This is a genomic window from Kitasatospora sp. NPDC085879, assembly GCF_040686255.1.
GTDB lineage: Bacteria > Actinomycetota > Actinomycetes > Streptomycetales > Streptomycetaceae > Kitasatospora.
Genome location: NZ_JBFBJZ010000018.1, coordinates 95,913 through 114,500 on the forward strand (window position 1 = coordinate 95,913; position 18,588 = coordinate 114,500).

Below are 18,588 nucleotides of genomic sequence, written 5' to 3' on the forward strand. Positions count from 1 at the left end.
GACACCCGCACACCACTCCGGCCCCCGGTCGGCGGCGTGTCAGGCGACAGCGCGTCAGGTCGGCCGCTGGTAGACGTCCGGGACGCCGTCGTGGTCGGAGTCCGCGTTCTCCTCCTCGTACAGCACCCGGTAGTGCCGGTTGCGGAGCTTCAGCAGAACGGTGGCGAACACCGCGCACAGCACCGAACCCGTCAGCACCGCCTCCTTGGACAGCTCGGCCAGCACATGGTCGTCGGGGAAGGCCAGTTCGCTGATCAGCAGGGAGACGGTGAAACCGATGCCGGCCAGGGTGGAGAGCGCGAACACGTCCCCCCAGCCGAGCTGCGGATTGAGCTCCGCACGGGTGTAGCGCGCCGCCAGCCACGTCCCGCCGAACACCCCGACCGACTTGCCCACCACCAGCCCGATCACCACACCGAGCGGGGTGGCCTGCGAGAACACTTCGCCGAGCGCCTTCCCCGACACCGGGACCCCGGCCGCGAACAGCGCGAACAGCGGCACCGCCACCCCCGCCGACAGCGGCCGCACCAGGTGCTCGATGTGCTCGCCCGGGGAGTGCTCCTCACCCGGGCGGGTGTGGCAGCGCAGCAGCAGACCCATCGCGACACCGGCCACCGTGGCGTGCACCCCGCTCTCGTGCATCAGCGCCCAGATCACCACCGCCAGCGGCACGTACAGATACCAACCGTGCACCCCGCGGCGGTGCAGCAGCCAGAACAGCACCAGGCCGGCCAGCGACAGCCCCAGCGCCCAGAACTTGATGCCGGAGGTGTAGAAGACCGCGATGATCAGGATCGCGATCAGGTCGTCCACCACGGCGAGCGTGAGCAGGAAGGCCCGCAGGGCGGACGGCAGCTGACTGCCCACCACGGCCAGCACGCCGAGCGCGAACGCGATGTCCGTCGCCGTCGGGATCGCCCAACCGTCGGCGCGCCCGCCCGGCGCCAGGTTGACGACGGTGTAGATGACCGCGGGCACCACCACCCCGCTCACCGCAGCCGTCACCGGCAGCAGCGCCGCACTCGGCGATCGCAGCTCGCCCGCCGTGAACTCGCGCTTGAGCTCGATGCCCGCCACGAAGAAGAAGATCGCCAACAACCCGTCCGCGGCCCAGGCCTCCACGGTCAGGTCCAGGTGCAGCGGCGTCGACGGGCCGATGGTGTACTCGGTGACCGACGCGTAGGAACCCGGCCACGCGTTCGCCCAGACAAGGGCGGCGACCGCGGCGAGCAGCAGCAGGACACCGCCGACCGTCTCGGTGCGCAGTGCGTCGAGGATGATCCGGCGCTCGGGCAGCGACAGCAGGCCGAGGAACGTCCGGCGTTGTCCGCCCGCTGCCTCGCCCGGACCGGACCCGGTGGGGCGGGCGGGCTCGGTGGGCCGGTCGGGCTCGGGCGGTGTGCCCACGGCGGGACCTCCTGGGGCTGAGGCGGGCGGTCGGTGCCGGAGACACCGGTGGTGCAGTTGCCGACCAGACTTCCCGGCGCGCCTCGGAGCGGTTCTGATGCCCCGCCCGCATTCTACGGAGCGCGCGACGGCGGTGGAACGGGCGCAGTCTATGCAGCCCGGGGGCGACGGCCGGGCGACGCGACCGGCCCCGAGCAGGCCGGCGGACGCCGTCCCCCGGACGGCGTGCGACCGGATGCGTGACCAGCGGTTCGTCCTTATGGTCGGCATCGCGCACCCGCCCGGGTGGCACGGACGCGACAGTTCATGCAGCGCAGTTCACGCAGCCACCGCACCCACGAGGACGACGTCGCCGTGGCCGTCATCCGCGGCGACGAACGCACCGTTGCCTGCCGCGGCTACGCCGACCGGCCGGGCTCCCGACCCGTCCGCGCCGACAGCCGTTTCGAACTCGGCTCCGTCACCAAGACCTTCACCGCCCTGCTGCTCGCCGCCATGGTCGCCCGAGGCGAAGTCCGGTACGACGACCCGATCGACCGCTACCTGCCGGCCGGCTCCGTTCCCCGGTACCCGCGGGAACGGCCGATCACCTTCAGTGCACCCCACCTGCTGCGCGCCCTGCCGCGGACGCCCGTCCGCGGCACACCCGGTACGCAGGTCCGCTACTCCAACCTCGGCACCGCCCTGCTCGGACTCGTGCTGGAGCACGCCGCCGGCCTCCGCCACGAGGACCTGCTCGCCGCCCGGGTCTGCGAACCGCTCGGACTGATCGACACCACCTGCGGCTCCGGTCGCACCGAGGGCGCCGGCTACCGACGCGACCGCCGGGTGCCCTCGTTCCGTATTCCCGCGCTGCCGGGCGCCGCGGCCCTGCACTCCACCGCCGACGACATGCTCCGCTTCCTGCAGCACATCTGTCGGTCGACGCCGTGCCGATCCCGGAGTGAACGGGCGCTGGGCCCTCGCTGCGGACCGCACTGCGCGACGTGGCCCGACCCCGGGTGGCACACCGCCGGGACGGCTCGGGGATCGGCCTGATCTGGGGTCACCGCACCTCGGAGGAGGGCGAACTGCTCTGCCACCACGGCTCGACCCGCGGCTTCACGGCCTTCGCCGGATTCGACCCGGTGGGCAGGGCTGGGCTGGTCGTCATGGGCAACACCCTGCCGACCACGCGCCGCGCCTTGACCTGGACCGCGTACGCGACCCTCTGCGCCCTGCGCGGCAGCTGAGCCGGCAGCCCGTACGAAGACGGCCCCGGGCCGGCCACCGCGGTCTCGCGGCGGCCGGCCCGGGGCCGTTCGTCTCTCTACTCCCTGCCTTCTCCGCGTCCGGTCCTTGCTCAGTCCTCGCTGCTCGCGCTCGGCAGCTGGGCCTGGATGAGGTTCATGACGGAGGAGTCGGCGAGGGTGGTGACGTCCCCGATCTCACGGTTCTCGGCGACGTCGCGGAGCAGGCGGCGCATGATCTTGCCGGAGCGGGTCTTCGGGAGCTCGTTGACGAGCAGGATCCGCTTGGGCTTGGCGATCGGGCCGAGCGTCCTGCCGACGTGGTCGCGCAGGCCGGCGACCAGGCCGTCGGCGTCGGCGACGCCGCTGCGCAGGATGACGAAGGCGACGATCGCCTGACCGGTGGTCGCGTCGGTGGCGCCGACGACCGCGGACTCGGCGACCGCCGGGTGCGAGACCAGCGCGGACTCGACCTCGGTGGTGGAGATGTTGTGGCCGGAGACCAGCATCACGTCGTCGACCCGGCCGAGCAGCCAGATGTCGCCGTCCTCGTCCTTCTTCGCGCCGTCACCGGCGAAGTAGCGGCCCTCGAAGCGGGACCAGTACGTGTCGAGGTAGCGCTGGTCGTCGCCCCAGACGGTGCGGAGCATGGAGGGCCACGGCTCGGTGAGCACCAGGTAGCCGCCGGAGCCGTCCGGGACCTCGTTGGCCTCGTCGTCGACGACGGTGGCCGCGATGCCGGGCAGGGCGCGCTGGGCGGAGCCGGGCTTGGTCTCGGTGACGCCGGGCAGCGGGCTGATCATGATGGCGCCGGTCTCGGTCTGCCACCAGGTGTCGACGATCGGGCAGCGGCCGCCGCCGATGTGCTCGCGGTACCAGACCCAGGCCTCGGGGTTGATCGGCTCGCCGACGCTGCCGAGCACCCGCAGGCTGGACAGGTCGAACTTGGCGGGGATGTCGTCGCCCCACTTCATGAACGTGCGGATCGCGGTCGGCGCGGTGTAGAGGATGGTGACGCCGTACTTCTGCACGATCTCCCAGAACCGGCCCTGGTGCGGGGTGTCCGGGGTGCCCTCGTAGATGACCTGGGTGGCGCCGTTGGCGAGCGGCCCGTAGACGATGTACGAGTGACCGGTGACCCAGCCGATGTCGGCGGTGCACCAGTAGACGTCGCTCTCCGGCTTGAGGTCGAAGACGGCGTGGTGGGTGTAGGCGGCCTGGGTGAGGTAACCGCCGGTGGTGTGCAGGATGCCCTTGGGCTTCCCGGTGGTGCCGGAGGTGTAGAGGATGAACAGCGGGTGCTCGGCCTCGTGGCCCTCCGGCTCGTGGACGGGGCTCTGCCGGTCGACGATGTCGTGCCACCACACGTCCCGGCCCTCGGTGAATGCGGTGTCCTGGCCGGTGCGGCGCACGACGAGGACGTGCTCGACGCCGGGGCAGCGGGCGAGGGCCTCGTCGATGGCGGGCTTGAGGGCGGAGGGCTTGCCACGGCGGTGGCCGCCGTCCGCGGTGATGACGAGCTTGGCGTCGGCGTCCTGGATACGGGAGACGACGGCGTCGGCGGAGAAGCCGCCGAAGACGACGGAGTGGGTGGCGCCGATCCGGGCGCAGGCGAGCATCGCGACGACGGCCTCGGGGATCATCGGCAGGTAGACGGCGACGCGGTCGCCCTTGCGGACGCCGAGTTCGAGCAGGGCGTTCGCGGCCCGGCTGACCTCGTCCTTCAGGTCGGCGTAGGTGAGGGTGCGGGTGTCACCGCCCTCGCCCTCGAAGTGGATGGCGACGCGGTCGCCGAGGCCGGCCTCGACGTGCCGGTCGACGCAGTTGTACGCGACGTTGATCCGGCCGTCGGCGAACCACTTCGCGAACGGCGGGTTGCTCCAGTCCAGGGTCTCGGTCGGCTCGACGGTCCAGGTGAGGCGGCGGGCCTGCTCCGCCCAGAAAGCGAGCCGGTCCTCGGAGGCCTGCCGGTAGGCGTCAGCGGTCACGTTCGCGGACGCGGCCAGCGCGGCCGGCGGCGCGAAGCGGCGCTCCTCCTTGAGCAGATTGGCCAGGCTCTCGTTGCTCAACGCGCACTCCTCATCGAGTCTCATCTGCCGGGCGATCCCCTGCGGGATTGTCCCGTGTGTCCCAGCACACAGCTCACCAGGCGAATGGGTGTGTTGACAAGTGCCTCCCGATAATTGGTGTAGACCTTTGGCGTGCTGTCGGGCCCGGCGCGGACCTCCGGCGGGACGCCGGGTGAACGGCGGGCGGGGCCCGGGCCGGACACGGCGTGAACGCGGAGTGTCGCGCCCGAAGGGGTGCGTTCGGGCGGGTGCGCTCCCCGGAGCCCGCCGGGGCGGGCGGGCCCGGGCGCCCGGGGCGTCGGGCCGGAGTGCCCGTACGGCGAGGGCGGGCGGGCGGCTGCGGCGCCGCGCGTGACGCGTGCAGCGGCGGAACTGCTGGTGCTGGAGCACTTGACGACCTGGCGCATCGGTACTCCACTGACCAGGCGGGCCTGTGGCGTCGCCACGGGCCCGACCATCGCACCCTCATGCGACGGAGGCCAATGTCGTGTCGGCCACACCTCCTCCCTCCTCTCGGCTCCCCGGCGACTTCGCCGTCGTCCGCATGGACGGCGGGGTCGGCCGCCTCATCCGAATCGGCCAGTGGCTCAACGGCGACGGCTTCGCCGACTACGAGCACGCCTTCGTCTACCTCGGGGGCGGGCAACTGGTCGAGGCGCAGCCCGGCGGCGCCGAACTGCGCCCCCTCTCCGTGTACGACGGCCGGCCGGCGCTCTGGTCCACCGGCAGGTACGCCCTGACGGACGCCCAGCGCGCGGCAATCGCCGCCGCCGCCCGCGGATACATCGGCGTCCCCTACAGCGCGGCCGACTACGTCGCGCTGGCCGCGCACCGCTTCCACCTGCCGGTCGGCCCACTGATCAAGGGCTATGTGGCGAGCAGCCGCCACATGATCTGCTCCCAACTGGTCGACCAGTGCTACCTGGACGCCGGCGTCCACCTGTTCTCGGACGGCCGGTGGCCGGGGTACGTCACACCGGCCGACCTGGCGGGGCTGCTCCGGCCCTGAGGACGGCGGGAGGTGGTGCAGGTGGTCTTCAGGCCGTCACCGGTGTTCGCTCCTGCAGCTGTTCGTCGCGGCGCTCGGCGGACACCGGGGTGAAGCGGCCGGTGCCACCGTCCAGAACGTAGGCCTGGGCGGTCGCGAAGTCGAAGTACATTCCGACCAGGCGCAGCGTCCCGGCGGCGACCCGGCGTTCGACCGCGGGGTTGGCGAGCAGTTGGTCGAGCTGTTGGACGACGTTGGTGATGCAGAGTTCCTCGACCGGGTCGGCGGCCGGCCGGTCGGCGAATCGGGCGGGCGCGCGCTTGGCCCGGGCGAGCGAGCCTCGGCCGTTGCGCAGCCAGCGGACGAGCGGGGTCGGGCTGCCGGGCTGCTGGTGGACACCGTCCAGCAGGGCCTTCATCGCCCCGCAGCCGGAGTGCCCGCAGACCGTGATCGAGCGGACCTCCAGAACCTCGACGGCGTACTGCACGGCGGCCGCGACCGAGTCGTCCGCGGCGCCCGGCTCGTACGGGGCGGGGACGAGATTGCCGACGTTCCGCACGGTGAACAGGTCCCCGGGACCGCTGCTGGTGATCATGCTGGTGACCATCCGGGAGTCGGCGCAGGTCAGGAAGAGCTGCGAGGGAGTCTGGCCCTCGCGGGCGAGCCTCGCCAGCTCCTGACGGACCAGCGGCGCGGTGTGCTCCTGGAAGCCGCGCACCCCGTCGAGCAGCAGGCCGTGCGCGTCGCCGCCGTCCTGTTCGATGCTGTGGTGCCCCATCCACGGCGTCCACGCCCGGAACTGCTGCGAGCCCGCGGCGGGATCCGGATCCAGCGTGCCGTCCGGGTCTAGCACCGCGTGCTGGCTGTGCTGGTCGGTCACCATGGCGACCCGTCCGCCGGCGGCCTGGTACATGGCCCGCCAGGTGTGCAGCGCCTCGTACGCGGCATGGTCGAGGAAAGTCCCGTCGTGGTGGACGGTGACCGCCGCGCCCGGGGGAATCTGGGCGAGCGTGCGGCTGAGCCGGGGGACGGCGGCGAAGGTGAGCGGCCCGTGGGTCCGTACGCGGTGGGTGCCGTCCTGCCCGGTGGTGACCTCGACGCGGGCGCGGGTCAGCCGGTGCAGGGCGAACAGGCCGGCGACCGTTCCGCCGACGGCCACGCCGAGCGGGACGCCCAGGACGACCACGCCGAGCACGGTGACCAGGTAGACCGGGAACTCGCGGTGCCGGTGGATGCGCCGGATGTGGGCGAAGCTGACCATCTGGACGCCGACGACGAGCACCAGGGCGGCCAGGGCGGCGAGCGGGATCCTGCGCAGCCCACCGGCCAGCGCCAGAGCGGCCAGCACCACCCAGCAGCCGTGCAGCACGGCCGACCAGCGGGAGGCCGCGCCTGCCTGCACATTGGCCGTGCTGCGGACGGCGCCGCCGGCCACCGGCAGACCGCCGAGCAGCCCGGAGACCGTGTTGGCGAGGCCCTGGCCGCGCAGCTCCCGGTCCAGGTCGCTGGAGGTGTGCGTCATCCGGTCGACCGCGACCGAGGAGAGCAGCGACTCCACGCCGGCGACCGCCGTGACCGTCAGCACCAGGGCGAGCAGGCCGGGCCACTGCTCGGCGAGCAGCCGGCCGCTCGGGGCAGCCGCCAGCGCGTGGTGCTGCCAGCCGGGCAGCTCCACCCGGGCGAGGTGCAGGCCGAGGACGAGGGAGAGCGTGGTGCCGGCGGCGACGGCGACCAGGGCGGCGGGCAGCCGGGTGAGCCTGGCACCGATCCGGCCGGCGGCGCCGGGCAGCCGGCCGAGGCGGGGCCAGCAGAAGAGCACGGCGATGGCGAGTGCGCCGACGGCGAGGGCCGGCAGGTGCGGCCCGGCCAGCTGATCGGGCATCGCGAGCAGGTTGGCCAGGGCGGAGCTCTGCGGTGAGCCGCCGAGCACGACATGGAGCTGGGCCAGGGCGATGGTGAGGCCGACGCCGGCCAGCATCCCGTGCACGATCGCGGGGGAGACGGCGAGCGCCGCACGGGCCACCCGCAGCGAGCCGAGCAGCAGCTGGAGCAGGCCCGCGGCGACCGTCACCGCGCAGGCGACCTGCCACCCGTACTGCGCGACGATGCCGGCGGTGATCACGGTGAGGGCCGCGGACGGGCCGCTGACCTGCAGGGGGGTGCCACCGAGCAAGCCGGCCACCAGGCCGCCCGCGGCTGCCGCGACGAGGCCCGCGGTGAGCGGGGCGCCGGTGGCGAGGGCGATGCCGAGCGAGAAGGGCACCGCGATCAGGAAGACCGCCAGCGAGGCCGGCAGGTCGTGGAGGAGCACGGAGCGGCCTCGGCCGCTCGCCTTGCGGGACCCGGGCCGGGAGGACCGGCCGCCGCCCGGCGGTGCGTGGTCGGTGGTGTCCGAGGCGATGGGTGCGGAGGAGATGTCGAGCGTCATGGTGTCCCGTCTTTCCGGGGGAACGAACGCAGTCAGGTCCGGCGGTGGTGCTGTCAGCGGATCGGCTGTCGTGGGCCGCGACGGTTTGGCGGGATGGTGCGGGCGCGGCGACTCGGCCGCGAGGCCCAAGGACCATCAGTCCGGTCTACCAAGATTCGGTAAACCGAGAGTAATGAGATCTTTGCACAGCGTGAATCCGAACGACAGGTCGGAGCGTTGGATTCACCTTTATGAGTGGAGGCGGTCCGGTCGGGAACCCGACAGCCGGGAGGGCCGGCGAACACCCAGCTCAAGGGGTGTCCGCCGGCCCTCCCGGCGATGGCGGTGCGCGGTGGTCCGCGAGCTTTCGGCAACCCGGGGGTTGTCCCGCGGGGTGTTCTCCGGGCGGTGCCGGATCAGGCGCGGGCTGCGCCCAGGCCGGCCTCGTCGAGGTCGCCCGCGGTGGCTTCGAGGCCGAGGACGTATTCCGGATCGACCTGCGTGGCGAGGTCGCGGCCGACCTTCGCGTTGCCCCAGCTCTCGGCATTGCGCAGGTGGAAGTGGACCGCCTGGGCGGTGTACTTGCGCGGGTCTCGGAGCCCGATCGCGGCGTCGGCCTCCTCCTTCAGCCGCTCCAGGACGCCGCGGTTGGCCGGCTCCAGCGAGCTCAGCGGTGGCTCGGCGCCCTGCTCCAGCCGGCGCACCCAGTCCGAGTGGCCGAAGGCGGTCAGCAGGTCGTCGCCCACCTCGCGGCGGAGGAAGGCCAGGTCGTCGGGCCCCTGCACCTTGTTGCCGACCACCATGAGGTTGACCCCGAAGTCGCGCGCGTACTCCTTGTACTGGCGGTAGACGGAGATGCCCTTGCGGGTCGGTTCGGCGATCAGGAAGGTCAGGTCGAACCGGGTGAACAGGCCGGAGGCGAAGGAGTCCGACCCGGCGGTCATGTCGGTGACCACGTACTCGTCCTGGGCATCGACGAGGTGGTTGAGCAGCAGCTCGACCGCGCCGACCTTGGAGTGATAGCAGGCCACTCCCAGGTCCTCCTCGGTGAAGGCACCGGTCGCCAGGAGCCGGACTGACCCCTCGTCGAGAGCGATCGGGCGGGCGCAGGTGGCGTAGACCGGGTTCTCCTCGACGATCCGCAGCAGCCGCGAACCCCGACCCGGAGGAGTGGTCTTGATCATCTCGTCGGCCGATCCGATCAGCGGGTTGTCGCCGCGGAGGTACTCCTTGATCTCCGGCAGGTGGGCGCCGAGCGAGGGCAGCTCGGCAGCCTGGCGGTCCGTCAGGCCCAGAGCCGGGCCCAGGTGTTGGTTGATGTCGGCGTCGACGGCGATGACCGGCCGGCCCGCGGCGGCCAGATGGCGGATGAACAGTGCGGACAGCGTGGTCTTGCCGCTGCCGCCCTTGCCGACGAACGCGATCTTCATCTGGGGCTCCGGCTCTCGCGCCGGCGGTCGATGCCGCCGAGGGGATGTTGGAAATCGTTATCGTCATCGATAGCGGTCATGCTAGCGGTGGTTTGGTAGGCCGCACGGGTGGGAAGTGCGGATTGCCTCGAACGGGTGATGGCGGGGTTGCTGTGCGGAGGGTGAAGGGTGGTTCATTACCCTCAGGTACGTGAGCACTGGAACTGATCCCCTCGCCTCGCTGGCCGAGCTGCCCGGGGTGCCCGAGGCCGTGGCCGAGGTGCGCAAGGCCGTCGACCGGCTCTACGGCCACCGTGTGATGCGCCGCCGCGCCGGCGAGGTGACGTCGGAGGCCGCTATTCGCGGCGCCAGGGCGTCCGCCGCCCTGGACGGAGCCGACTGGTCGCTGGAGGAGGTCCGGCGCCGCACCGACTTCGGCGGCGATGCCGAGGCGCGTACGGTGGGCGGCTCGCTGCGGATCTCGGCCGAGGCCGGGCAGCTGCTGGGTGTGTGGCGGCACTCGCCGCTGCAGGTGCTGGCCCGGCTGCACCTGCTGGCGGTGGGTGATCCCGATCCGTCCGCCGGCCGGCCGCGACGCGCGGCCGAGGCGGCCGAGCCGCTCTTCCCGATCGAGCTGGCCGCCTCCGAGGGGCTCGAAAAGCCGGTGGAGGGCGCGGAACTCCCGCCCGCGCCCGGCGCGGAGGAGGCCGCCGCACGCCTCGACCAGCTGGCGCAGGTGCTGGTGGCCCGGTCGGAGAACGCCGCGAACGGCGCGCCCGCCCTGGTGGTGGCCGCGGTGGTGCACGGCGAGCTGCTCGCCCTCCGCCCCTTCACCTCGCACAACGGGGTGATCGCTCGCGCCGCGCAGCGCATCGTCCTGATCTCCGAGGGCCTCGACCCGAAGGCGATCTGCCCGGCCGAGGTCGGGCTCGCCGAACTCGGCACCGGCGCGTACCAGGACGCCCTGGCCGGATACCTCAGCGGCACCGGCGACGGTATGGCGCGCTGGATCCGGCACTGCGGGGAGGCGCTGCGGCTCGGTGTCCGTGAGAGCACCGCGGTCTGCGAGGCGATGCAGCGCGGCATGGTCTGACGGCCTGCGCCCCCGGTGGGTGACATGGAGATGCGGCGGCACCTGATCCTGCTCGGTGCCGCCGCTGGCACAGGTACCGGGGTACCAAGCATGCACCGGAAGTGCCCATCAGGTGGGGATCTGGCCCGTTCACCTGGTGCGGCGGCCCGTCAGCGGGTCGGCTGCATGTGGGTGCCCAGCTGGCTGTGCGCGGTCCGTGGGCCTGAACTGCGTTGTCGGATCGACCCCTTAGGGTCCTGACCGGGTCTCGCGGGCCGTATGTCCTTTCTATCGCGGATCGGTGCAAAGCGGAACCCGAAACAAGAATTTTTTCCGGTTTGTCCGATAAGGCATCCGGCGCTCGCGGCCAGGTCAGACCAGGGGTCGGCGCCGCCGCGCGGAGTACCAGAAAAGGCCCGCCGTGAGCGCTGCCGCGCCGACCGCGACGGCCAGCAGGACCGAGCGGCTCGGGGCGGAGAACTCCGGTAGCCGGCTGCGGAGTTCAACCGGGCGGTTGAAGACCAGCACCGGCCACTCGCGGGCTGCCGCCTCCTTGCGCAGCGCCCGGTCGGGGTTGACCGCCGACGGGTGACCGACCGCCGCCAGCAGCGGGAGGTCGGTGGACGAGTCGCTGTAGGCATAGCACTCGGCCAGGTCGTAGCCCTGCTCCGCGGCGAGCTCGCGGATGGCCGCGGCCTTGTTCTCCGCATAGGCGTAGTACTCGATCTCGCCGGTGTAGCAGCCGTTCTCGACCTTGAGGCGGGTGGCGATCGCATGGTCGGCGCCGAGCAGACGGCCGATCGGCTCGACGACCTCGGAGCCGGAACTGCTGACGATCACCACGTCGCGCCCGGCCGCGTGGTGCTGCTCGATCAGCGACGCGGCCTCCTCGTAGATGATCGGGTCGATCAGCTCGTGCAGGGTCTCCGCGACGATCTCGCGGACCTGCTGGACGTTCCAGCCGCGGGTCAGCGCCGACAGGTACTGCCGCATCTTCTCCATCTGGTCGTGGTCCGCGCCACCGACCAGGAAGACGAACTGGGCGTAGGCGCTCTTCAGCACGGCCCGACGATTGATCAGTCCGCCCTGGTAGAAAGGCCGGCTGAAGGCGAGCGCGCTCGACTTGGCGATGATGGTCTTGTCCAGGTCGAAGAAGGCGGCCGTCCGCGGGCTGCCGTACGCCCTGGCCGGGGCGGCCTGCCCGTCGACCTCGGTGGAAGCGTCGACCGTGCGGTGCGCGGCGGTGGAGTCCTCTGTACCGCCCGGTTCGCTCGTGGCCGCGTCGGCAGGGCTGGTGGCCGCGTCGGCAGGGATCGGCGGGGGCGCGTCAGGGGTGGTCGCGCGCCCCGAGTCGGGACCGTTGTCGACGGCGTCGGCGTTCTCGGTGGTGTCCACGGGACCGAGGATAGAGGGCGGGTCGAAACCCCCCGCCATTCGGCGTACTCGGCGGCGCGTGGGTTTGTGTTTCTGGCCGCTCGGGTACACCATGGAAGTCACGGATCGTTCGCGACCGTGCTAACCCGGTCCGGCTCCTCCCCCCCGAGTCGGGCCGTGGATAGACGACCCCCGCTCTCCCCCCCGGCGGGGGTCGTCGCATGTCCGGGCCCGTTTCGCAGGCCAGTTGACACTCGCGGTGGCCCACCGGAACGCATCGGTGACCGTCTCGCCCGATGAAAGCGCGTGTTTCACCCCCGCGCCACTCCTGTCACTCTGGGTGACTGTTTCACCGGAAATCACAGAGCGTCCGAACGGCGCGTTCGCCTGCCTTCACCGTCAATTCTGCGACACATTGCCCCCCGGGCGAGTGAACAAAGTTATCCACAGCCCCGAGATGTCCACAGCGAATGTCGACGGCGGATGCGGAGCCCTCCGGGTCCGACACGGTGGAGCCCGGGCCACCCGCCCCACCCGTCCGCCGGGCAGGTGAGGCGGCCCCATACCGGCCGCCGGACGCGCTGAGCGCGCGGCCCGGCCCGGCCCGGACCACTCGGACACCGCCCGGAAGCACCGGGCACCGCCCCTGGGGGAGACCACATGTCGACACCCACCACCGATTCCCGCCCGTCGGGCCGGCCCGCGCCCACCGGCCCGCTGATCGTCACCGCGGACGACGCTCTGGCCGACCACTTGGCCCGGATCTGCGCGGCCGCCGGCGCCGAGCCTCGGCTGGTCCGCACCGAACCGCCGCGCGCACTCTGGGAGGACGCACCGCTCGTCCTGGTCGGCGACGACCTCGCCGAGGCCTGCGCGGGGCTGCCGCGGCGGGCGGACGTGCTGCTGCTCGGGCTCGACCTGGACGACGGCAGCGTCTGGGTGCGGGCCGTGCGCCTCGGCGCGGAGCACGTCCTCTTCCTGCCGGACGCGCAGGCATGGCTGCTGGACCGGATCGCCGACGCGGCGGAGGGCGTCGGGCCACCCGCGCTCACCGTCGGCGTGCTCGGCGGCCGAGGCGGCGCCGGCGCCTCGACGCTGGCCTGCGCGCTCGCCTTGACCGCGGCGCGCAGCGGGCACCGGACGATGCTCGTCGACGCGGACCCGCTCGGCGGAGGCCTGGACGTCCTGCTCGGCGGCGAGACCGCCGAAGGGCTCCGCTGGCCCGACCTCGCCGGCTCCCGCGGGCGGGTCAGCGGAGCCGAACTCGTCGGCGCGCTGCCGGAACTGCGAGGTCTCAGCGCCCTCTCCTGGGACCGCAGCGACTGTCTGGCCATCCCACCCGAGGCCATGCGCAGCGTGCTCGCGGCGGCCCGGCGCCGCGGCGGCCTGGTCGTCGTGGACCTGCCCCGCCACCTCGATCCTGCCGCCGCCCAGGCGCTGGAGCAGATCGACACCGCTCTGCTCGTGGTGCCCGCCGAGCTGCGCGCCCTCGCCGCCACGGACCGGGTGGCCACAGCCGCCCGGATGCGGCTGACCGACCTCCGCGCCGTGGTCCGGGTGCCCGGGCCGGTGGGCCTCCCCGCTCCGGAGATCGCCCGCAACCTGCGGCTCGCCTTCGCCGGGGAGCTCCCGCCGGAGCCCGGGCTCGGCCTCGACGTCGAACGCGGACTGCCGCCCGGCCTGCGTGAGCGCGGCCCGCTGGCCCGCTTCTGCAGCGGATTCCTGAACGAGGCCATGCCCCCGGTGGCGGCCGCCGGCGGAGGTGCGTCATGACCGACCGCCTCCCGCGGCGCAGGCTCTCCGCCGGTCCCTGGGCCCAGCCCTCGCAGCACCGCCGACGCCTCGGCACCGGCCTGAGGCTCGGCGCCGGCGGATCCCTGCGCACCGCTGCGGCCCTGCTCCCCGGCCCGCACGGCACCGAGCCGATCGCGGCATCGGGCCCGGTGTCCCAGGACGACACCGCGCACCGGCGCGGCGCCCTGCTCGACGCAGTGCGCCTGCACCTCGCCGAGACCGGGGCCCTGCCCACCACCGGGTCCGTCGCTGCCGCACTGCGGGCGAACCGGCCGACCCTCGGCGGAGACGACGTGCTCGACACGGTGCGGGCCATCCAGGCCGAGCTGGTCGGGGCCGGCCCGCTCCACGAACTGCTCGACCGCCCCGATGTGACGGACGTCCTCGTCAACGGTCCTGACGACGTGTGGATCGACTGCGGCAGCGGCCTCCAGCGGGCACCCGAGGTCAGGTTCCCGGACCGTGAGGCCGTCCGACGGCTCGCCCACCGACTTGCGACCGCCGCCGGCCGCCGACTCGACGACGCCATGCCCTGGGTCGACGCCCGCCTCCCGGACGGCACCCGGCTGCACGCCGTGCTCCCGCCCATCGCCGCCGGCGGCTGCACCCACATCTCCCTGCGGATCTGCCGCGCCCGCCCGTTCACCCCGGACGAGCTCGTCGCCGGCGGCACCCTCACCGAGACCGGTGCCGACCTGCTCCGAGGCGTGCTCCGGGCCCGGCTGTCGCTGCTCATCAGCGGCGGCACCGGCTCCGGCAAGACCACTCTCCTGGCCACCCTGCTCGGCCTGGTCGGACCGGACGAACGGATCGTCATCGCCGAGGACTCGGCCGAACTCCGTCCCGACCACGCGCATGTGGTGCGCCTGCAGAGCCGTCCGCCGAACCAGGAGGGGCTCGGCGAACTCACCCTGCGCGACCTCGTCCGCCAGGCCCTGCGGATGCGCCCGGACAGACTGGTCGTCGGCGAGGTCCGCGGCGCCGAGGTCGTCGACCTGCTCGCCGCCCTCAACACCGGGCACGACGGAGGCTTCGGGACGGTCCACGCCAATGCGGCGGCCGACGTCCCGGCCCGCCTCGAAGCACTCGGGTCGCTCGCGGGGCTCGACCGGCTCTCACTGCACAGCCAGCTCCGCGCCGCCGTCGACCTGGTTGTCCACCTCGTCCGTGACCCGGCCACCGGGCAGCGGCGGGTCGCCGAACTCCACACCGTTGAGGGCGATGCCCGCGGCCTCACCGCCACCCGACCCGCCGTGCTCTTCCGGCCCGGAGGCGGCTGCGAGACCGGGCCGGGCTGGGCCGCCCTGCAGCATGTCTGCGCCGAACGCGGCGTCGTCCTCGCGGGGAGGCCGGAATGACGTTCCGCCAACTGGAGTGCCTCTGGGCGCTGGCGCTGTGCGGGGTGGCCACCCTGGGGTGGCGACTGCTGCAGTCGGCCGCCGCCCGGCCGGAGGACGACCGAACGACGGACCGGCCGTGGAGGCAGCCGTGAGCGCGCCGACCACAGCTGCGGCAGCCGTCGGTGGCCGAGCAACCACGCCGGGCAGCGGCGTTCGACGGCGACCCCACGGCGATACTCGGGCGCGTCGGCTGCTCGGCACCCCGGACCGTGCAGGCGCCCCGGGCAAGCGCACCACCCGGCGCTGGGGCAGGGCCGGACTCCGCGCCGTCCTCGAGCGGATCGCCCGGTGTGCCGGTTCGGGAGGACGTCGGCCGCGATGGCTGGTGCCCGAGCTCGTCCTCCTGCCCATCGGGCTCGCGGCCAGCCACATCGTCCGATCGCCGGTGCCGCTCCTCGCCGCCGCTGTCGGCGTCGTGCCGCTGCGCCGGCAGCGCAGTCGGCGCCGGACGGCTCAGGAAGCGCGTCGCCGCTCGGCCGCCGTGATCGATCTCTGTACGGGCCTGGTCGGCGAGCTGCGCAGTGGTGCCACGCCGGAGCTTGCCCTGCAGACCGTCATCGGCCGTGGCAGTACGCTCCGCGACGCCCTCGGCGCCGAACCGTCCGCCCGCCTCGCGGCAGCACGCTACGGAGCCGACGTCCCGATGGCCCTCCGTCTGGTCGCCGAACTGCCCGGAGGTCGGGGCGCGGCAGCCGTGGCCGCCTGCTGGCAGGTCAGCTCCGACAGCGGCACCGGACTCTTGGTCGGGCTGGACCAGCTCGCCGACGCCCTGCGCGCTGAACGCGCCCTGGCGGAGGAGGTCGCCGGAGAGCTCGCCGGGTCACGGGCGACGGTTGCCCTCCTCGCGGTACTCCCCGGCTTCGGCCTGCTGCTCGGAACGGCCCTCGGCGCCCACCCGCTGCCGACCCTGCTGCACACTCCCGCAGGGCTGGCCTGCCTCGGCCTCGGCACCCTGCTGGAGGCCGCCGGACTGCTCTGGACGGCCCGGATCGTCCGGGCCGCCGAGGACGGGCCACGGACGGCCGAGGGCCAGGCGGTGGCGACCGTACCGCAGACAGTCGGCGGACCGGTGGATCCGGCCGACGGGCCGCGCTCGGAGCGGCCCGCGTGCGGGCTGTCCCGCCGCAGGGCGGACCGTGGGCGAGGTCTGGAGTGGCCCGGGGATCGTGCTGCGTGGCAGGAGAGAGCCCGATGAACGCCGCGATCGCCGCACTGTCGGTCGTCCTCGCCCTGGTGTCAGTTCTGCCCGGGCCGGCCCGGCGGCGCGAACTCAGGAGACGCCTCCGCCGATGCCTGCCCGGCCACGGGTCGGCCAGGTCCGTAGTGCGCGGTCTCGGATCCGCCCGTCCCCGTCGGCCTCGGCGGAGCCTTCCCGGCCGCGCATGGTGGGGCCCGGTGGCGGTCGGCGTCGGTACGGCCGCCGCCACAGGCGGCGCGGTGGGCCTGGTCGCCGGTGCGATGGCGGCCGCCGCGGCCTACCGCTGGCTGCCACGCCCGATGTCGCCCGGCGCTCGGCGCGCGGTGGCCGAGGAGGAGCATCTGCTGCGCCAACTGCCGCTCACCGCGGAGCTGCTGGCCGCCTGCCTCGGGTCGGCCTCCGCGCCCGGCCGGGCTGCCGCCGCCGTGGCCGCCGGCGTCGACTCCCCGATGCGGGAGCGGCTGAGCACGGCAGCCGCACAACTCGCGCTGGGAGCACCGCCCGAGGTCTGCTGGGAACAGCTCGGCGCGGCCAGCCCCGCACTGGCCCCGCTGGCTCGCTGCCTGGTCAGGACCAGCCGCAGCGGCACGCCGCCGGGCGCCGCACTCAGCGGCCTCGCCCAGGCCCAGCGGGCCGCCGCGGCCCGAGCCGCACACGCCAGGGTCCGACGCGCCGGAGTGCTCGCCACCGCCCCGCTCGGGCTCTGCTTCCTCCCGGCCTTCGTCCTGATCGGCGTGGCGCCCGTCGTCATGGGCCTCGCCGCCCTCTACACCCACCGGATCTGATGCCTCGTCCGTCGAGACGCAGGCGATCCGGCACTCAGAGCCCTACCCGAAGGAGTCTGTGATGTTCGTGCCCGCTCTCCGTCCCTCCGACGCCCCCACCCCGTCCCCGGAGGACCGCGCCGTCGAGGTGGACTCCCGCCCCGAAGCCCCGGTGCCCGCCGCGACGACAACCACCCTGGTCCGCGCCGCGCCGGCGGGCCGCCGGTTCGGGCTGCGGCGCCTCGCCGTCGCCCGAGCGCGTCTCGCCCGGCGTCTCGCCCGGCGAATTCTCCGCGCAACCGCCGGGCCGCCGGACGCCGGCATGACGACCGCCGAATACGCGATCGGCACCGTCGCGGCATGCGCGCTCGCGGCGATCCTCTACCGCGTGGTGACCAGCGGGACGGTCTCCGGGGCGCTCGCCGAACTGCTCGATCGGGCCCTCCATGCGGTCTGAGAAGCGCCGTCGGCCCCGACGGCTCCCGAGGGAGCGGGGCCGGCCGGCACGGGTCAAGGACGCAGGGACGGTGACTGCCGAGACGGCGGTGGCGATGCCGGCCATGGTGCTGCTCGCGGCCATGCTCATCTGGGGCGTCGTCGCGGCTGCAGGTCAGATCCGCTGCGTGGACGCGGCGCGGATCGCAGCACGGGCGGCGGCCCGTGGTGACACCGACGCGGTGGCGGCGGCCCGCGCGGCCGCCCCGCCCGGTGCGTCGGTGGAGATCGCCCAGGACGCCGAGACCGTGCGGGTGACCGTCGAGGCGCCGTTCCTCGCACCTGGCCGGATCGGGGCCGGCCTGTCCGTCCGGCTCGGCGCCTCCGCCGTCGCCGCGCGCGAGGACGTCCCGGGCGGCCCGGAGGGCGGTGCGCCATGGCCGTCCTGAGAGCGGGACCCGCCGCGCCCGACAGGGTCCGCGACACGGGCTCGGCGACTGTCTGGCTGCTCGCCCTCGGGATGCTGGGTTGTGCGGTCTTCGCCGTCGCCCTGGCGATGGGTGAGGCGGTCGCAGCCCGCCACCGCGCCGAGTCCGCCGCCGATCTCGCGGCGCTGGCGGCCGCCGAGCGTCTGCTGATCGACACCGACGGCGGCTGCGGCCGGGCGGCCCGGATCACGCAGGCGCACGGCGCCGCGCTGGTGTCCTGTACCCCTCGGCTTGAGGAGGATGCCGTCGAGGTGGTCGTGGAGGTGACGGCAGGTCACCTCGCCCTGCCGGTCGGCCCGGCCAGGGCACGCGCCCGGGCAGGCCCGGTCTGGGCATCCACCGGAGCCCCGGACGAGGCGGAGGAGGCAGCTGACGAAGCCGACGCGAGCACCACGATCCGGGCGCGTCCAGGGGCGCGTCCAGAGCCCGTTTCAGAGACCGGAGCAGGGGACCGGGTCTATGCAGGGACCCGGATCCGTACGGTGGCCTGGACCGGTGCGGTGACCCGGACCGGTGGGGTGAAGGCCGCTGCCGCCCCGATCCTTCGGCCCGCT

Annotated in this window: 16 protein-coding genes and 1 pseudogene; 12 read left to right on the top strand and 5 right to left on the bottom strand. The window is 73.7% G+C overall.

What is annotated here, in order from left to right; translation table 11 throughout:
- Window positions 1-54 precede the first annotated feature (54 nt).
- Complete coding sequence (nhaA, locus tag AB0P35_RS16455; RefSeq protein ID WP_363511257.1) at window positions 55-1,305, bottom strand: Na+/H+ antiporter NhaA; 1,251 nt, start codon at window positions 1,303-1,305, stop codon at window positions 55-57.
- A 408-nt stretch (window positions 1,306-1,713) separates the two neighbouring features.
- On the opposite strand from nhaA, the gene AB0P35_RS16460 reads away from it, so the two are divergent.
- Together AB0P35_RS16460 and AB0P35_RS16465 are read left to right on the top strand one after the other, a co-directional pair.
- Window positions 1,714-2,445 (top strand): serine hydrolase domain-containing protein, encoded by a 732-nt coding sequence (locus AB0P35_RS16460; protein WP_363511194.1) that lies wholly within the window; start codon window positions 1,714-1,716, stop codon window positions 2,443-2,445.
- Window positions 2,409-2,639 (top strand): hypothetical protein, encoded by a 231-nt coding sequence (locus AB0P35_RS16465; protein WP_363511196.1) that lies wholly within the window; start codon window positions 2,409-2,411, stop codon window positions 2,637-2,639. The genes AB0P35_RS16460 and AB0P35_RS16465 overlap by 37 nt, the downstream gene beginning before the upstream one ends.
- Window positions 2,640-2,749: 110 nt before the next feature.
- On the opposite strand, the gene acs is transcribed toward AB0P35_RS16465, so the two are convergent.
- The gene (gene acs, locus AB0P35_RS16470; RefSeq protein ID WP_363511198.1) at window positions 2,750-4,705 is read right to left on the bottom strand and encodes an acetate--CoA ligase; all 1,956 of its coding nucleotides are present in this window, start codon (window positions 4,703-4,705) and stop codon (window positions 2,750-2,752) included.
- 544 nt (window positions 4,706-5,249) lie between these two features.
- Here acs and AB0P35_RS16475 point away from each other — a divergent pair.
- A complete protein-coding gene (locus AB0P35_RS16475; RefSeq protein ID WP_363511259.1) occupies window positions 5,250-5,714 on the top strand; it encodes a hypothetical protein in 465 nt (154 codons plus the stop codon).
- 28 nt (window positions 5,715-5,742) lie between these two features.
- On the opposite strand, the gene AB0P35_RS16480 is transcribed toward AB0P35_RS16475, so the two are convergent.
- Both AB0P35_RS16480 and AB0P35_RS16485 read right to left on the bottom strand, forming a co-directional pair.
- Window positions 5,743-8,121, bottom strand: coding sequence for a SulP family inorganic anion transporter (locus tag AB0P35_RS16480; protein WP_363511200.1), 2,379 nt, complete (start codon window positions 8,119-8,121; stop codon window positions 5,743-5,745).
- Between the two features lie 395 nt (window positions 8,122-8,516).
- Entirely contained in the window at window positions 8,517-9,530 is a 1,014-nt protein-coding gene (locus tag AB0P35_RS16485) for an ATP-binding protein (RefSeq protein ID WP_363511202.1), read from the bottom strand.
- A 190-nt stretch (window positions 9,531-9,720) separates the two neighbouring features.
- Between AB0P35_RS16485 and AB0P35_RS16490 the strand changes: the two genes are divergently transcribed.
- Window positions 9,721-10,602, top strand: a complete 882-nt coding sequence (locus AB0P35_RS16490; RefSeq protein WP_363511204.1) for an oxidoreductase — start codon at window positions 9,721-9,723, stop codon at window positions 10,600-10,602.
- Window positions 10,603-10,953: 351 nt separating this feature from the next.
- On the opposite strand, the gene AB0P35_RS16495 is transcribed toward AB0P35_RS16490, so the two are convergent.
- Window positions 10,954-11,976: an HAD-IB family hydrolase gene (locus AB0P35_RS16495; protein WP_363511206.1), complete on the bottom strand. Its 1,023-nt coding sequence runs from the start codon at window positions 11,974-11,976 to the stop codon at window positions 10,954-10,956.
- Window positions 11,977-12,615: 639 nt separating this feature from the next.
- On the opposite strand from AB0P35_RS16495, the gene ssd reads away from it, so the two are divergent.
- The 8 genes and pseudogenes from ssd to AB0P35_RS16535 all read left to right on the top strand — a co-directional run.
- Window positions 12,616-13,728 carry a septum site-determining protein Ssd gene (gene ssd, locus AB0P35_RS16500; RefSeq protein ID WP_363511208.1) on the top strand — a complete coding sequence of 371 codons (1,113 nt, stop codon included), beginning with the start codon at window positions 12,616-12,618 and terminating at the stop codon, window positions 13,726-13,728.
- The gene (locus AB0P35_RS16505; protein ID WP_363511210.1) at window positions 13,725-15,107 is read left to right on the top strand and encodes a TadA family conjugal transfer-associated ATPase; all 1,383 of its coding nucleotides are present in this window, start codon (window positions 13,725-13,727) and stop codon (window positions 15,105-15,107) included. Before ssd ends, AB0P35_RS16505 begins: the two co-directional genes overlap by 4 nt.
- On the top strand, window positions 15,104-15,241 hold the full coding sequence (locus AB0P35_RS16510; protein WP_363511212.1) for a hypothetical protein: 138 nt from the start codon (window positions 15,104-15,106) through the stop codon (window positions 15,239-15,241). The genes AB0P35_RS16505 and AB0P35_RS16510 overlap by 4 nt, the downstream gene beginning before the upstream one ends.
- Before the next feature lie 233 nt (window positions 15,242-15,474).
- Window positions 15,475-16,344: a hypothetical protein gene (locus AB0P35_RS16515; protein ID WP_363511214.1), complete on the top strand. Its 870-nt coding sequence runs from the start codon at window positions 15,475-15,477 to the stop codon at window positions 16,342-16,344.
- A 200-nt stretch (window positions 16,345-16,544) separates the two neighbouring features.
- Complete coding sequence (locus AB0P35_RS16520) at window positions 16,545-17,132, top strand: type II secretion system F family protein (protein WP_363511216.1); 588 nt, start codon at window positions 16,545-16,547, stop codon at window positions 17,130-17,132.
- Between the two features lie 265 nt (window positions 17,133-17,397).
- Window positions 17,398-17,568 (top strand): DUF4244 domain-containing protein, encoded by a 171-nt coding sequence (locus tag AB0P35_RS16525; protein WP_257019304.1) that lies wholly within the window; start codon window positions 17,398-17,400, stop codon window positions 17,566-17,568.
- Window positions 17,569-17,638: 70 nt separating this feature from the next.
- On the top strand, window positions 17,639-17,995 hold the full coding sequence (locus AB0P35_RS16530) for a TadE family type IV pilus minor pilin (RefSeq protein ID WP_363511218.1): 357 nt from the start codon (window positions 17,639-17,641) through the stop codon (window positions 17,993-17,995).
- A pseudogene (locus AB0P35_RS16535) lies at window positions 17,983-18,348 on the top strand (Rv3654c family TadE-like protein); the annotation flags it as partial. The gene AB0P35_RS16530 and the pseudogene AB0P35_RS16535, both read left to right, overlap by 13 nt.
- Window positions 18,349-18,588: the final 240 nt, after the last annotated feature.

What these genes read in the sequence shown, in the direction of transcription:
- AB0P35_RS16505 (WP_363511210.1), top strand. Translation starts at nt 13,725, where the DNA reads ATGACCGACCGCCTCCCGCGGCGCAGGCTCTCCGCCGGTCCCTGGGCC.
- AB0P35_RS16480 (WP_363511200.1), bottom strand. Translation starts at nt 8,121, where the DNA reads ATGACGCTCGACATCTCCTCCGCACCCATCGCCTCGGACACCACCGAC.
- ssd (WP_363511208.1), top strand. Translation starts at nt 12,616, where the DNA reads ATGTCGACACCCACCACCGATTCCCGCCCGTCGGGCCGGCCCGCGCCC.
- AB0P35_RS16510 (WP_363511212.1), top strand. Translation starts at nt 15,104, where the DNA reads ATGACGTTCCGCCAACTGGAGTGCCTCTGGGCGCTGGCGCTGTGCGGG.
- AB0P35_RS16485 (WP_363511202.1), bottom strand. Translation starts at nt 9,530, where the DNA reads ATGAAGATCGCGTTCGTCGGCAAGGGCGGCAGCGGCAAGACCACGCTG.
- AB0P35_RS16475 (WP_363511259.1), top strand. Translation starts at nt 5,250, where the DNA reads ATGGACGGCGGGGTCGGCCGCCTCATCCGAATCGGCCAGTGGCTCAAC.
- AB0P35_RS16460 (WP_363511194.1), top strand. Translation starts at nt 1,714, where the DNA reads ATGCAGCGCAGTTCACGCAGCCACCGCACCCACGAGGACGACGTCGCC.